Origin of the sequence: Peptoniphilus duerdenii ATCC BAA-1640, assembly GCF_000146345.1 — a bacterium.
GTDB classification, from domain to species: domain Bacteria; phylum Bacillota; class Clostridia; order Tissierellales; family Peptoniphilaceae; genus Peptoniphilus_B; species Peptoniphilus_B duerdenii.
This window is the reverse complement of the sequence record NZ_GL397071.1, coordinates 1,670,771-1,685,298: the sequence shown is the minus strand read 5'-3', so window position 1 is coordinate 1,685,298 and position 14,528 is coordinate 1,670,771. Positions and strand designations below refer to the sequence as shown.

General features: G+C 32.2%; 12 protein-coding genes. All 12 read left to right on the top strand.

The genetic code is table 11. The features are described 5' to 3' along the window. The 12 genes from recA to tkt all read left to right on the top strand — a co-directional run bounded on the left by recA (position 1) and on the right by tkt (position 14,344). Positions 1 to 1,068: a recombinase RecA gene (gene recA, locus HMPREF9225_RS07620; RefSeq protein WP_008902356.1), complete on the top strand. Its 1,068-nt coding sequence runs from the start codon at positions 1 to 3 to the stop codon at positions 1,066 to 1,068. After that, positions 1,068 to 2,048: a metallophosphoesterase family protein gene (locus tag HMPREF9225_RS07615; protein ID WP_008902355.1), complete on the top strand. Its 981-nt coding sequence runs from the start codon at positions 1,068 to 1,070 to the stop codon at positions 2,046 to 2,048. Before recA ends, HMPREF9225_RS07615 begins: the two co-directional genes overlap by 1 nt. Further along, entirely contained in the window at positions 2,045 to 3,352 is a 1,308-nt protein-coding gene (locus HMPREF9225_RS07610) for an AAA family ATPase (RefSeq protein ID WP_008902354.1), read from the top strand. The genes HMPREF9225_RS07615 and HMPREF9225_RS07610 overlap by 4 nt, the downstream gene beginning before the upstream one ends. Further along, positions 3,349 to 3,585, top strand: a complete 237-nt coding sequence (locus tag HMPREF9225_RS07605) for a hypothetical protein (RefSeq protein ID WP_008902353.1) — start codon at positions 3,349 to 3,351, stop codon at positions 3,583 to 3,585. The genes HMPREF9225_RS07610 and HMPREF9225_RS07605 overlap by 4 nt, the downstream gene beginning before the upstream one ends. 1 nt (position 3,586) lies before the next feature. Next, positions 3,587 to 4,237: an OLD family protein gene (locus HMPREF9225_RS07600; protein WP_008902352.1), complete on the top strand. Its 651-nt coding sequence runs from the start codon at positions 3,587 to 3,589 to the stop codon at positions 4,235 to 4,237. 524 nt (positions 4,238 to 4,761) lie between these two features. Next, positions 4,762 to 6,699: an acyl-CoA dehydrogenase family protein gene (locus HMPREF9225_RS10120; protein WP_083773017.1), complete on the top strand. Its 1,938-nt coding sequence runs from the start codon at positions 4,762 to 4,764 to the stop codon at positions 6,697 to 6,699. A gap of 23 nt (positions 6,700 to 6,722) precedes the next feature. Then, on the top strand, positions 6,723 to 7,967 hold the full coding sequence (locus tag HMPREF9225_RS07590; RefSeq protein WP_036746999.1) for an FprA family A-type flavoprotein: 1,245 nt from the start codon (positions 6,723 to 6,725) through the stop codon (positions 7,965 to 7,967). A gap of 123 nt (positions 7,968 to 8,090) precedes the next feature. Then, positions 8,091 to 8,234, top strand: a complete 144-nt coding sequence (locus HMPREF9225_RS10345; RefSeq protein ID WP_023059821.1) for a hypothetical protein — start codon at positions 8,091 to 8,093, stop codon at positions 8,232 to 8,234. Between the two features lie 223 nt (positions 8,235 to 8,457). Beyond that, complete coding sequence (locus tag HMPREF9225_RS07585) at positions 8,458 to 10,539, top strand: DUF5693 family protein (RefSeq protein WP_008902348.1); 2,082 nt, start codon at positions 8,458 to 8,460, stop codon at positions 10,537 to 10,539. Then, on the top strand, positions 10,529 to 11,623 hold the full coding sequence (csaB, locus tag HMPREF9225_RS07580) for a polysaccharide pyruvyl transferase CsaB (protein WP_008902347.1): 1,095 nt from the start codon (positions 10,529 to 10,531) through the stop codon (positions 11,621 to 11,623). Before HMPREF9225_RS07585 ends, csaB begins: the two co-directional genes overlap by 11 nt. A 4-nt stretch (positions 11,624 to 11,627) precedes the next feature. After that, positions 11,628 to 12,398, top strand: a complete 771-nt coding sequence (locus HMPREF9225_RS07575) for a WecB/TagA/CpsF family glycosyltransferase (RefSeq protein ID WP_040551433.1) — start codon at positions 11,628 to 11,630, stop codon at positions 12,396 to 12,398. After that, positions 12,395 to 14,344, top strand: a complete 1,950-nt coding sequence (gene tkt, locus HMPREF9225_RS07570) for a transketolase (RefSeq protein WP_008902345.1) — start codon at positions 12,395 to 12,397, stop codon at positions 14,342 to 14,344. The genes HMPREF9225_RS07575 and tkt overlap by 4 nt, the downstream gene beginning before the upstream one ends. The last annotated feature ends 184 nt before the right edge of the window (positions 14,345 to 14,528 follow it).

Here is a 14,528-nt window from a genome sequence, read left to right as displayed (position 1 = left end):
ATGGATTTAAATTTAGAAAACAAAGAAAAACAAAAAGCCTTAGAGACAGCGGTAACTAAGATCGAAAAACAATTCGGTAAGGGAGCAGTAATGCTCCTTGGTGAAAACTCAAAGCTAGATATAGAATCTATTCCAACGGGATCTCTAAGTCTGGATGTTGCACTTGGAATTGGTGGAATACCAAAGGGAAGAATAATAGAAATATATGGACCAGAAAGTTCTGGTAAGACAACCCTTGCACTTCACATAGTAGCTGAAGCTCAAAAAATGGGCGGAATAGCAGCTTTTATTGATGCTGAACATGCACTAGACCCACAATATGCTAGAGCTCTCGGGGTTGATGAAAAGAACCTTATCATTTCACAACCAGATTCAGGAGAACAAGCTTTAGAAATTGCAGAACACTTGATTAGATCAAACGCAGTTTCAGTAATCATCATAGACTCAGTAGCAGCCTTAACGCCGAAGGCAGAAATCGATGGTGAAATGGGAGATGCGATGGTCGGAAGACATGCAAGACTTATGTCTCAAGCTCTTAGAAAATTCACAGGAGCTATTCATAAATCTCAAACATCTGTAATCTTTATTAACCAACTTCGTGAAAAAATCGGTGTAGTATTTGGAAATCCAGAAACTACAACAGGTGGACGTGCACTTAGATTTTATTCTTCTGTAAGGCTTGATATTAGAAAGATTGAAACCTTAAAACAAGGTGACGACATGATAGGTAACAGAGTAAGAGTAAAAGTTGCTAAAAATAAAGTCGCTCCTCCATTTAAACAAGTGGAATTCGATATCATGTACGGAAAAGGAATTTCCAGATCTGGAATATTAATAGATATGGGAGTTGACTATGGATTTGTTGACAAATCAGGTTCATGGTATAGCTATGGCGAAGAAAAATTAGGTCAAGGAAGAGAAAACGCAAAAGCCTTCCTAGAACAAAATAAAAATATTGCAGATGAAATAGAAGCTAAAATTAGAGAAACATTAAAACCAAAAGAAGAAGCTGAAGTGGATGCAAAAGAAGTAAAAGAAGAAGATATAGATCAAGGATTCTTAGAATAATGAAAATTCTTTACTTTACTGACACCCACTATAGAGGTACCAATCCTCAAAACAGATTGGATAACTTTTTAGAAACACAAGTAAAGAAGACGGAAGAAGTTATGGAGATCGCAAGAATGGAGGATGTGGATTATATCCTTCATGGAGGCGATCTCTTTGACCGTCCAGATATAGCTATATCTGTTGTATCAACTTTTGCTAAGATTTTTAAAGAAGCTCCTGCACCTATCTATATAGTTAGCGGCAACCACGACATATATGGTCACAATCCTGATACGCTAAATAGGACTGTTATGGGACTTCTTTGCGATTTAAAAGTTTTAAATTTAGTAAATGGGAAAGATATCTACTTAAAAAAAGATGTAGTAGTTAAACTTACCGGGACTCCATATAAATATGGAATGGATCTTAAAGAAAATATGAAGAGATACCTGGTAAAAGAAGAAGAGAAAGATTACGACTATAGAATTCATATGACCCATGGATTTATAATCGATAAATCATTTGTAAACACGGTAGATTATACAACGGTTGAAGATTTATACACAACGGATGCAGATATTACTCTTTGCGGACATTACCATCTAGGTTTCAAAACAGTTTGTCATGAGGAAAATGGACATAAGAAATACTTTATAAATCCAGGAGCCATGGTAAGACTTTCAAATTCTATGCTTGAAATAAAGAGAAAACCAAAAGTTGTAATAATAGAATTAACAGATGAAATAAAACTAAAAGAAATCTATTTAAAATCTGCACTTGACGGAGAGTTAGTCTTAGATAGAAGCGTAATGGAAAACTTTAAGTCCAAGAGAAGTAGAGATTTAGCCTTTAGTGATATGGTTAATTCGAACTTAAATTTAAATAAATTAAATATATTTGACATGATTTCGGAAATAGCAAAAGAAAATAATCTTCCGGAAAAAGTCAGAGAAGAAGCGATAAAAAGAATAGGGGAGGCTGAGTTAGAAAGCAAATGAAATATATAAAAAAAGTTCACTTGATAAATTTCCAATCTCATGCCGACTCTATTTTAGATTTCGAGGAAGGTTTAAATGTAATCCTCGGTAGAAGCGATAGCGGAAAGACAGCGGTAATAAGAGCTATAAAATGGGCTCTATACAATGAACCAAGGGGAGATTACTTTGTTAGAATTGGAGAAAAGGATACATCTGTTGAAATAACATTTTCTGACGACACTGTACTTAAAAGAGCTAGAAACGGAAATAAAAACGTATATGAATTTAAAAATCTACTGGGCGAAGTTACAAGGTATGAAGGATTTGGCGGAGAAGTACCTCAGGAAATAATCGATCAAACAGAAATATTTAAAGACTCAATAGGTCAAAACAGTCAAATTCTCTATATACAAGATCAACTTGAAGGACCGTTTTTATTATCACTAAGTCCTGGTCAAAAAGCAGCGGAGATTGGGAAATTAATAGGAGTAGATATCTTAGATATAGCCATTACAAATACAAGAAGAGATACATTAAAATTAAATGGAATTTTAAGGGAAAAGAAGGAAGAGAAAGAAAAACTAGAGAAAGAACTTGAGGGATTTTCATTCTTAGAAGAAGATGAAAAAAAGTTAAATAGACTAATAGAAATTCAAAAAGCTCTCTCTGAAAAAGAAGATAAACTAAATAAACTTTCTTTCCTTTACGATGGTCTTTCTAAGATTAAAAAATCTATAGAAGAGCAAAAAGCTATTATAGAAAAGTTTAAAGACTTAGAGAATACAAAAAATATATTCGAAAAACTAGAACATCTAGGGCTTAAATTAAATTTACTTGAAAATGCACATTCAAAGCTTGTTAAAAGTAAAGATGATCTAGAAAAGAATAAGAAAGTTATAGATAATTTAGTAAATCTAGATAAGAGTTTAGAAAAATATAGAGAATCAGAAGAAAAATTTAGAAATTTACAAACATTTTATAGATATTATAAAGAAATTAAAATTTTTGACGAAAGAATTAGCAATGGGAATATATACATTAAAAACTTCACAGACGTTGAAAGAGCAAAAGAATCATACACAAGACTTGATTCTTTAAATAGAAAACTAAACATGCTTGAAGAAATAGGCATTAATTTAAAAAATTTAAATAATGAAATTTTAAGAATTAACTCCCAATTAAAATCCATAGATAAGGAAAAAGAAAATATACTTTTAAAGTATGAAGAAATATATAAAAAACTTGATTACTGCCCATTCTGCTATTCTAAAATTGGAAATGAAAGCAGACAGAATATACTTGACCACTTAAGAGGTGAAATATGAATTACGAAGAAGAACTAAAAAAATTAAAAGAAAAATTAAATACTGCAAGCACTATGAAGGTAAAAGCTGAAGCAGCTCTAGAAAGTATAGAAAATAACAGAAAAGAATATCTTGAACAAGTAAAAAGCTTGGGAGTAGATCCAAAGAATTTAGAAAGTGAAATAAATTCACTAAAAACAGAGATAAATTCCCTACTAGAAGAAGCTAACAGCCTACTTCCTAAGGATATTTAAAATGGATCTAAATACAAAAATAAGAGAGTATTCAAATTATGTTCTACTTCAAAAGGCAAAGAAAGAGTCGCTAGAAGATAGGATTTCTGAACTAAATAAAGATTTAAAATCTCAAGAAGAATACTTGGACCTCGTAAATAAAACACAAATCTTGTTAAAAAATACTTCTGAATATGCGAGAAAACAGGCGATATCACAGATAGAAATAGTGGTGACAAGATTTCTACAATACGTATTTGAAACAGATATGGAATTTAAAATCGAATTACAAGAAAAATCTGGGGTGCCTTCCTGCGAATTTTATGTAGTAAATAGATATGATGATTTAGAAATAAAGACAAAGCCAGAGGATTCTAGGGGTGGAGGAGTAGTAGATATAGTTTCTATGGCTCTTAGGATATCGTTTATCACCCAGATGAAAAGAAGATCATCAGGTCCACTAATATTGGATGAACCAGGAAAACATGTAAGTAATGACTATATTTTTAACCTAGGAGAATTCTTAAGAGAACTCTCAAGGAGCCTAGATATGCAAATCATCATGGTGACACATAATGAATATTTAAAAGAAATTTCTGATAGTTCTCAAACTGTAAGCATAAGAAATGGAATTTCAAAAATTTCTGATAGTATAGAGGAATCTAATAATTAATAATTAAGTTTTAACTTATAAAAATCCTGATATTTTCCTGATACTACGGGTATAAATAAAAAAGAAATGAAATACCAATTAATACTTTAATCCACTTTTAAGGTATTGACATACAAGTTGATATAGGATACTATAAAGGTATAGTTTGAAACAAGTTTTTTATTTCTTTGAATGGAAAACCTTTCCTATAATTTTATTTGGAGGTGAGTAGTCTGAGTATCTTTAAAAGAAGGAAGCCTAATAAAAAGAATTTTAAAAATGAAGAGCATCCGAAAGAAGAAAACAATAAAGACGAAAGAACGAAACTGACCGACATTAAAGACAAAAATGCAGATGTTAAACAAGCGTCTAACAAGAAGGAAATGACAAAAAATGAGCATCAAAATTCTCAAAATACTAATAACGGGAAAAATAACAGTATCAAAAATGTAGAAAAAGAAAGAAAAGATAATAAAACTGACAAATCTTTCGAAAAATCTACTGAAAAAGGTATAAATGCTCATAAAGATGAAGGGGGTAAATCAATGTTATTTAAAACAACAGAACAACATGAAGCTTTACGTAAAGCTGTAAGAGAATTTGCAGAAGCAGAAGTTAAGCCAATAGCATTCTCACTTGATCAAAACAACGAATTCCCAGATGAAATCGTTAAAATGATGGGTGAACACGGATGGATGGGTCTACCATATGAAAAGAAATATGGCGGAGCTGGATTGGATGCTATTTCTTATGCGATAGCTGTAGAAGAACTTTCAAGAGTTGACGGTGGTGTAGGAGTTATACTAAGTGCTCATACTTCACTAGGTTCTTATCCAATCGAAGCATTTGGTACAGAAGAACAAAAACAAAAATATTTAGTACCACTTGCAAAAGGTGAAAAAATAGGTGCTTTCGGTCTTACTGAACCAGAAGCAGGATCTGATGCTGGTGGAACTGAAACAGTAGCAGAATTAGATGGAGATTATTACATTCTTAATGGTAATAAAATATTCATCACAAATGCTCCTAAAGCTGACTATTATGTAGTGTTTGCAGTAACTACTCCTGGAATTGGTACTCACGGAATATCTGCATTTATTGTTGAAAAAGGATGGGAAGGATTCACATTTGGAGATCATTACGATAAATTAGGTATTAGATCATCATCAACTGCAGAACTTCAATTCAACAATGTTAAAGTTCCAAAAGAAAACTTACTTGGACAAGAAGGACAAGGATTTAGAATCGCAATGCAAACTCTTGACGGTGGACGTATAGGTATCGCTGCTCAAGCACTAGGTATTGCACAAGGAGCTTATGAAGCTGCTCTTAAATACGCAAAAGAAAGAATTCAATTTGGTAGACCAATTGCTCAACAACAAGCTATTTCATTTAAACTTGCTGATATGGCAACTAAACTACGTTGTGCAAGATTCTTGATTTACTCTGCAGCAGAAATGAAGACTAACCATGAAAATTATGGTATGGAATCTGCAATGGCTAAGATGTATGCATCTGATATTGCTCTAGAAGTAGTAAATGATGCACTTCAAATCCACGGTGGAAACGGATACCTAAAGGGCATGGACGTTGAAAGAATGTACAGAGATGCTAAGATCACTACAATCTATGAAGGAACTAACGAAATTCAAAGAGTTGTTATAGCTTCTCACATCATAGGAAAAATGCCTAAACGTGGCGGTGGATCTAAAGCTGTAGCTCCAGGAAAAAAACAAGGACCTATAACTGGAGAAAGAAAAAGAGAAATAATTAAAGCTGACACAGCAAAAGAAGCTGTTGATATATTAGTAAAAAATCTTAAAAAAGACGGATACGACTTCTCAGTTGGTATAGATATAAATACTCCAATTGGAGATGCTGAAAGAGTAGTTTCAGTTGGTAAAGGTGTTGGAAATGAAAAAGGATTAGAACTAGCTCGTAAAGTTGCAAAAGCAGCAGGAGCAGCTCTAGGATCTTCAAGACCAGTAGCAGAAAACATGAAACTATTACCACTTGAAAGATACGTTGGTATGTCAGGACAAAAATTCAGAGGAAACCTATATATTGCACTAGGTGTATCTGGAGCAAGCCAACACTTAAAGGGTATTAAAGATGCATCTACAATAGTTGCAGTTAATAAAAACGCAGGAGCTCCAATATTTAAAAATGCTGACTATGGTATAGTTGGAGATATGTTCGAAATCATGCCACTACTTGCAGAAGCACTAGGAACCGGAGAAAAGAAACCAGCTCCACCTATGAAGAAAGTTAGAAGATCAAAACCTAGAAAACTTGCACCAACAGCAGGCGTATATGTTTGCCCAGGATGTGGATATGAATATGATCCTGATCTAGGCGATCCAGAAGGTGAAATTGATCCAGGTACAGTATTTGACAGACTACCAGATGATTGGGTATGCCCAGATTGTCAAACTGAAAAATCTGAATTTATAGAAGCTGATTTCCCAGCTGATAGAAAGTAATTAGGAGGTTTTTTACTATGTCAATGTACAAAATTAGAGAAGTTGCTGAAGACCTATACTATGTAGGCGGTAACGATAAAAGAATAGAATTATTTGAAAATATGTTCCCAATACCAGACGGAGTTTCATACAACTCTTATCTTCTATTAGATGAAAAGACTGTATTAGTAGACTCTGTAGACTGGTCAATAGCTAGAGACTATCTTGAAAGAGTAAGAGAAGTTCTTAATGGAAGACCACTAGATTACCTTCTAATTCACCACATGGAACCAGACCACTGTGGAGCTATAGAAGAAGTACTTCTAAGATATCCAAAATGTAAAATTATATCAAGCGAACAAGCTTTTGATATAATGAGACAAATTGGATACAAGATTCCAGATGAAAATATAGAAATAGTTAAAGAAGGCGATACTAGAAGTTTCGGTAAACATACACTAGCATTCATCGAAGCTCCTATGGTTCACTGGCCAGAAGTTATAATGTCATTCGACACTTATAATGGAGTTCTATTCACAGCAGACGGATTTGGATCATTCAAGGCTCTTGATGGAAAACTATTCAATGACGAAGTTGATTGGGATAGAGATTGGCTAGATGAAGGACGTAGATACCTAACTAATATCGTAGGTAAGTACGGACCATTCATCCAAGATGTTCTTAAAAAAGCTGGACCACTTCTACCACAAGTTAAATATATCTGTTCACTTCACGGACTTGTTTGGAGAAACAATTTCGGATATATTATAGACAAATATGACAAATGGTCTAAATATGAACCAGAAGATTACGGTGTACTAATTGTTTACGGTTCAATGTATGGAAATACAGAAAGAGCTGCACAAGAATTAGCTAACGACTTAGTACAAAAAGGAATGACAAAAGTAGAAGTATTTGACGTTTCAAAAACTCACGTATCATACCTAATTGCTAAAGCTTTCCAATATTCACACATCGTTTTAGCTTCTGTAACTTATAACCTTGGAATTTATCCTCCAATGAAGAACTTCATCGCTGACATGGCTGCTCTAAATCTACAAAACAGAACAGTTGGTATCATTGAAAACGGTACTTGGGCATGTACAGTAGGAGATAAAATTGAAGATTATCTAAACGAAAACATGAAGCTTATAGACGTTTTAGGTGAAAGAGTTACAATCAATACTTCATTAAATATCGCAAACAAGAACGATATGGAAGCATTAGCTGACTCACTAATAGAATCAATTAAGAACACTCAAGAACTTAAAGCTAAACTTGCTGAATAAAATAAAATTTGAGAGACCCTTAATGGGTCTCTTTTTACATATGATGATATAATTTTTAAAACACTAGAGACAAAATAAATTTTAAAGATGTATAATATACTTATATTAAACATAGGAGGAGAGATGAGTAAGAAGAATTTAAAAAATGGAAAAAATAAAATGCCTAAGTTCGATAAGGAAAAGGCTGAAAAGGAATTTAGAATTGGAGCTTATTCTGTAATATTACTCCTAGCAATTTATTTTATTTTAAAATATTTTGGGAATTAGGCACAATTAAGAATGATAAAAATAATTAAATAAAATTTAAATTACTAAACGTATAATAAACTTATAATATTATACGTTTTATTTTGTGTAATATATTTTAAATTGATCGTTTAGTTATAGGAGAAATATTTGTGTTTAATCTTACCAATAGCAATGGGAAATACATATCTACCCAAAAAATTTTTTTCATAGTATAATAAAATGTAGGAAAAAAGGAGAGGACATGAAAAAGAATAATAATATTTTTATAATAATAATGGCTTTGGCGGCATTATTCTCATTTTATTTTGTAAAGAAGAGAATAGAGATTGAAAAAGCTTACAAAAATTTTGATATAGTAGCTGATTATAATGAATTTAAAACTCTTGGTTATTTATATGGAGATAGTGATGAGTTTTTACAAAAAATTGTTGATGCAGGAGCAAATGTAATTTCTCTTAGCGAAAGCACTATTAATTCTTTAGAGGAAGATCCAGAGATAAATATAAAAACTAAAATTGACAATGGATTTTTATATGTTTCTGGAGATAAAGATATAATTGAATTTGTAAAAGAGGGACTCAAATCTTTAAAAGATAATAGAAGTGTTGAATATACAAAAGATGGAAGTTTAAAAATAGAAACATTACCTAAAGATTTAGTTAAATTTAGAGATAAGGGAATTGATATTTTTGGTTATCCAGCAGGCAGTAGAGGAGAACCTCATTCTTATATTGAATATATTGGGCTAGGATTCTATAAACCATATTTAGAAAATATTCCTGCTAACGCAAAAATTTTACTTCGCCCTATGGTAAATAATTTTTACCAAGATCAAAAGTTTGTAATCGATAGATATTTTAAAGCTTACGATGAACTCTATAAAAATAAATCAGTAGAAGAAAGAGTAAATTATTTAACTTTTGCTGGCGGAGAAGCCTTTATGGAAACAGAAGATGGCATAGTAGGCAAATTTGTAGATGAACTAAACAAGAGAAATCTTGGCGTTGCTGTAATAGAATCTTCTACTCAAAGAGGTAGCTTAAAATTACTTGGTCAAGAACCAATCGTTAATAGAGAAGATGTAAGAAAACTTAGAATGTTCACTACTTGGGATTATATACAAAGTGAATTTGACTATGGAATTCCAGGACATCAAAATGGTGAAGAAATTTCAAATGTCTACTTTAGAGCAATTAGTGAAAGAAACATTGCATCTATAATGCTTAAACCATTCGTAAAAGACGATAGAGCTATAACAGATGTAGCTGCTTATGAAAATGTTATAAAGATGACTGTTGATAGAATGGAAAAGATAGGTTTTAGTCACGGAACGGCAGTACCTATGAATGAATGGTCCCCTAGATCATTTATGAAACTTCCTGCTGCATTTGGAGTAAGTGCAGCTGCGGTTATTTTCCTTGGAATATTATTTAACATAAGTTTTGTGTTTAAAATAATATTATTTATACTTGGAATAATACCTGCAATTCTATTCTTTGGACTTGGTAAGATGACAGGTTTTGGTGCAAGTCTTTACAATTTAGGAGCAATAATAATTCTTCCTACACTTGCAACATGTTATGTGCTTAAAAATTATAATCACTATAGAAATAGAAAAAATATAGATACCAATAAAATATCTGATGTACAAATATTTATAAAGGGAATGATTATTCTTTTAGTTTCTGTCATTATAACTATGGTAGGCGCACTATATGAAGTATCATTCTTAGCTTCAACTAGAGATATGCTTGAACTTATAATATTTAGAGGTGTTAAGATTAGTCAAATAATGCCAATCCTTCTATCACTAGTAGTATTTTTATACTATATTGGTGTATCAAGAGATAAGGTAGAAGAAAGACTAGACATTCATGAAGTTGGTAAATTCTTAAACATGAATGTTAAGTTTTGGCATGCGATGATGGGTGTTGTAGCACTTGGAGTTCTTGCTCTACTTCTTCTAAGAGGTGGAAATACGAATGTAAAAGTACCAGGAGCTGAATTAAGATTTAGAAACTTCCTAGAAAATACTCTTCCAGTAAGACCTAGAACAAAAGCGATATTCTTAGGATATCCAGCTGTAGTTTTATTGATCTACTTGGCATATAAAAAACGTGGAAGATTTTTAGAAATATTCTTGACAATTCTTATTGCAATCGGTCAAGCTGACATTGTAAATACTTTTTCACATATTAGAACACCGATTTTGGTTTCATTCCAAAGAATCGCAATCGAATATATAGTCTGCATTCCTGTAGCTATTTTATTCGTATTAATATACAAATTCGCATTGAAAGGATACGATAGATTTGCCAATTAAAGTGCTTTTATCGGGCTATTATGGCTATAACAACATAGGTGATGAAGCTATCTTAAAAGGGCTTATAGATTCATTACAGACTTACAATTTAAAATTAAAAGTTCTATCTAAAAATCCTGAATGGACCACTAAGAAATATTCTGTAGATTCTGCCAATAGGTCAAATATATTTCAAATTTTAAAAGAAATTAAAAATTGCGATGTACTACTAAGTGGCGGAGGAAGTCTTTTGCAAGATGTGACTTCTTCAAAATCAATTATTTACTATCTAATGATTCTTTTCTTGGCTATTATAATGGGCAAGAAAACAATTATCTATAGCCAGGGGATAGGTCCAATCAAAGGCAGATTTAATCGTAGGCTTACTAAGTTTATTCTAAACAGAGTTGACTATATAAATGTAAGAGATAACAATAGCTATGATTATCTTAGAAAGATTGGCATAAATAAAGATATTATTGTAACTACAGATACTGTTTTTGGAATAAATAAGCCTTCTTTAAAAGAGGGGCAAGGAATAGTAGAGAATTATTCTAAAAGAGATTCTAAAAAACTTGGTGTTACAATTATAAATTGGAAAGACTGTGGTGAAAGAACTATTGAAGAAAGTGTTAGACTTCTAAAAATAATTCTCGAGGAACAGCCAGATGTAGATGTGTTTTTAATTCCATTTTACTACCATGTAGATCTTGATATTTTAACTAAGATTTATGATAGACTAAAAGATGATTATAAAAATATTTATTTAGTTGATAAATATCTACATGTAGATGGTTATCTTTCACTGGTTGGTAATATGGATATATACCTCTCTATGAGGTTACACGGTTTAATATTTGCAACCCTTATGGGTGCTTATCCAATTGGAATTTCATACGATCCAAAGATAGATGGGTTTATGAAAGAATTAGGCAGAAATCAATCAAACTATGTTGAAGATTTCGAAGGAGAAAAAGTGGCTAATGAAATTTTAATTTCTTTAGACAGTATAGATAGTCTCAATAAAAAGCTTCAACAAGACGTAGAACATTTAAGAAAAATAGCTAAAGAATCTGCTGAAAATTTATATGAATTTATTAGGTGATAGAATGGAATATGTAGACATTTTTGGAGTCAAAATTTTTAATATAGATTTCAAAGAAGCCATAGATATAGCAAATAGATTTTTAAAAGAAGAAAGGAATCATTCAATAATAACTCCAAATACTGAAATCGTAATGGCAGCAAAGGATGATGAAGAACTAAGAGATATTATAAATGGAGCAGATCTTGTAATTCCAGATGGAATAGGTCTTATCTATGGATCTAAGATGAGAGGTCATCCTCTTAAAGAAAGGGTAACCGGATATGATGTCTCTATGGAACTTTTGAAAATCTTAGATGAAAGTCGTGGATCCCTTTACATGTTAGGTGGAAAGCCAGGGGTTACAGATAAGGCTGAAGAAAAAATCAAAAAAGATTATGAAAATATAAATATCGTTGGCCATCATCATGGATATTTCAAAGGGATACACCGTGGTATGAAAGGCGATCCAGAAGAATTAGAAATTATTGAGGAGATTAATTCTCTTAAGCCTGATATAATATTTCTAGGACTTGGATTTCCTAAGCAAGAGATGTTTATAAATGAATATAAAGATAAACTACATTCCAAGATTATAATTGGAAACGGAGGAGTTATGGATATTTTGGCGGGTAATATGAAAAGAGCTCCGGAAATATTCATAAAACTACATCTGGAATGGTTCTATAGATTACTAAAAGAGCCATCTAGAATTAAGAGACAGGTTGCAATTCCAAAATTTATTTTTGAAATTTTAAAAAATAGAGATTCTGTAAAAGTAGAGGAGGATATATGAATTTAGAAGAACGTTCAATAAATGCAGTTCGTATGTTGTCAGTGGATGCAATAGAAAAGGCAAACTCAGGGCATCCTGGATTACCTTTGGGTGCGGCAGCTTTTACTTATGAACTATGGGCAAACCATTTGTCAATCAATCCAGATGATCAAAAATGGATAAATAGAGATAGATTTGTGCTTTCGGCAGGACATGGAAGCGCAATGTTATATTCATTACTCCATCTCTTTGGATTTGGACTTACAATTGATGATTTAAAGGCATTTAGACAAGTAGATTCACTTACTCCGGGTCATCCAGAATATAAGCATACCAATGGGGTGGAATGTACCACAGGTCCACTAGGACAAGGTATAGCTATGGCAGTTGGTATGGCGATGGCAGAAGAACATCTAGCAGCAATGTATAATAAAGATGATTTAAAATTAATTGACCATTATACCTATGTTGTTTGTGGCGATGGCGATCTCATGGAAGGGGTAGCACTAGAAGCTATTTCTTTAGCTGGTACATTAAATCTAAATAAATTAATCGTTCTTTATGATTCAAATAAAATAACCATTGAAGGCTCTACTGACTTAGCATTTAGAGAAGATGTAGTTAAAAAATTTGAAGCTTGTGGCTGGTGCACTAGAGAAGTTTCCGATGGAAATAATCTAATGGAAATAAATGAAGCCATTAATTCAGCGAAAAATGATCCTCATCCAACACTTATTAAAATAAACACAAAGATTGGTTATGGTTCTCCAGTAGCAAATTCTAGCAAGGCGCATGGCTCTCCTCTTGGAGCAGACAATTTAAAAGCAACTAAAGAATACTTTGGATATAGCGAAGAACCATTCCATGTAGATGAAGATGTATATGAAAATATAAAAAGTCATGTAGAAAATAAAAAGATTATCTATGAAGGTTGGAAGAGAGTAGAACAGTTATATAAGGAAAAATATCCAGAAGAATATAAAAATCTAATGGATGTATATGAAAATAAGAAGAAGGAAGCTTTCTTAAATGAAGAAGATTTCTATTCTTTTGATAAAGACTTGGCAACTCGTGCAAACTCTGGAGAAATTATAAATAGAATCGCAAATAAGGTTAACTACTTATTTGGAGGATCAGCTGACCTTGCTCCATCTAACAATACCCACATGAATAATTCAAGCAATTTTAGCGCAGAAGACAGACTTGGAAACAATATTAATTTTGGAATTAGAGAACACGCAATGGGAGCTATAACTAATGGAATTTTACTTCACGGAGGACTCAGATCCTACTGTGGAACATTCTTAGTATTTTCAGATTATATGAAACCGGCTCTTAGACTAGCATCACTTCAAATGCTTCCAAATATATTTGTATTGACCCACGATTCTATAGGTGTGGGAGAAGATGGACCTACTCATCAACCGGTAGACCAAATTCCAATGTTAAGATCAATTCCTAATATGATTGTATTCCGTCCGGCGGATGGATTTGAAACTGCAGTAGCTTGGAAAGTTGCGATGAATTCAACATCAACTCCTGTATGTTTAATACTTACAAGACAAAAGCTAAAGAGATTAAATTCAAGTATAAATGCTTGTAAAGGTGCATATATAATAAAAAAAGAAGAAGGCGAACTAGAAAAGATAGTTATAGCATCTGGTTCAGAAGTTTCAATAGCACTAGAAGCAGCAGAAGGCTTAAAAGGTGTAAGAGTGGTATCAATGCCATCAATGGAACTATTTGAAGCACAACCTGCTGAATATAGAGAAGAAGTTCTACCTTCAAACATTGAAAAGAGAATTTCTGTGGAAGCAGCATCAACATTTGGATGGGCAAAGTATGTAGGGCTCAAAGGAGTTTCTATAGGAATGGAAAGTTTTGGAATGAGCGGTCCAGGACCAGAAGTGTTTGAATACTTTAGAATAACTTCATCTAGAATTAGAGAAGAATTAGAAAAATTATAATTATAAATTTCTTAGTAGATTTATAAAACTAATTAAATAAAATTTTTAAAAAACCTCCTGTAATTTATGTATTTGAAAAACACATAAAATATATTTCGGAGGTTTTTTTATTGTGTCTTAACTAAACTATAAATTGATTTTGAAATATAAAATTATAATAAAATTTATATTTAAATACCAGACA

What these genes read in the sequence shown, in the direction of transcription:
- recA (WP_008902356.1), top strand. Translation starts at nt 1, where the DNA reads ATGGATTTAAATTTAGAAAACAAAGAAAAACAAAAAGCCTTAGAGACA.
- HMPREF9225_RS07615 (WP_008902355.1), top strand. Translation starts at nt 1,068, where the DNA reads ATGAAAATTCTTTACTTTACTGACACCCACTATAGAGGTACCAATCCT.
- HMPREF9225_RS07610 (WP_008902354.1), top strand. Translation starts at nt 2,045, where the DNA reads ATGAAATATATAAAAAAAGTTCACTTGATAAATTTCCAATCTCATGCC.
- HMPREF9225_RS07605 (WP_008902353.1), top strand. Translation starts at nt 3,349, where the DNA reads ATGAATTACGAAGAAGAACTAAAAAAATTAAAAGAAAAATTAAATACT.
- HMPREF9225_RS07600 (WP_008902352.1), top strand. Translation starts at nt 3,587, where the DNA reads ATGGATCTAAATACAAAAATAAGAGAGTATTCAAATTATGTTCTACTT.
- HMPREF9225_RS10120 (WP_083773017.1), top strand. Translation starts at nt 4,762, where the DNA reads ATGTTATTTAAAACAACAGAACAACATGAAGCTTTACGTAAAGCTGTA.
- HMPREF9225_RS07590 (WP_036746999.1), top strand. Translation starts at nt 6,723, where the DNA reads ATGTACAAAATTAGAGAAGTTGCTGAAGACCTATACTATGTAGGCGGT.
- HMPREF9225_RS10345 (WP_023059821.1), top strand. Translation starts at nt 8,091, where the DNA reads ATGAGTAAGAAGAATTTAAAAAATGGAAAAAATAAAATGCCTAAGTTC.
- HMPREF9225_RS07585 (WP_008902348.1), top strand. Translation starts at nt 8,458, where the DNA reads ATGAAAAAGAATAATAATATTTTTATAATAATAATGGCTTTGGCGGCA.
- HMPREF9225_RS07575 (WP_040551433.1), top strand. Translation starts at nt 11,628, where the DNA reads ATGGAATATGTAGACATTTTTGGAGTCAAAATTTTTAATATAGATTTC.
- tkt (WP_008902345.1), top strand. Translation starts at nt 12,395, where the DNA reads ATGAATTTAGAAGAACGTTCAATAAATGCAGTTCGTATGTTGTCAGTG.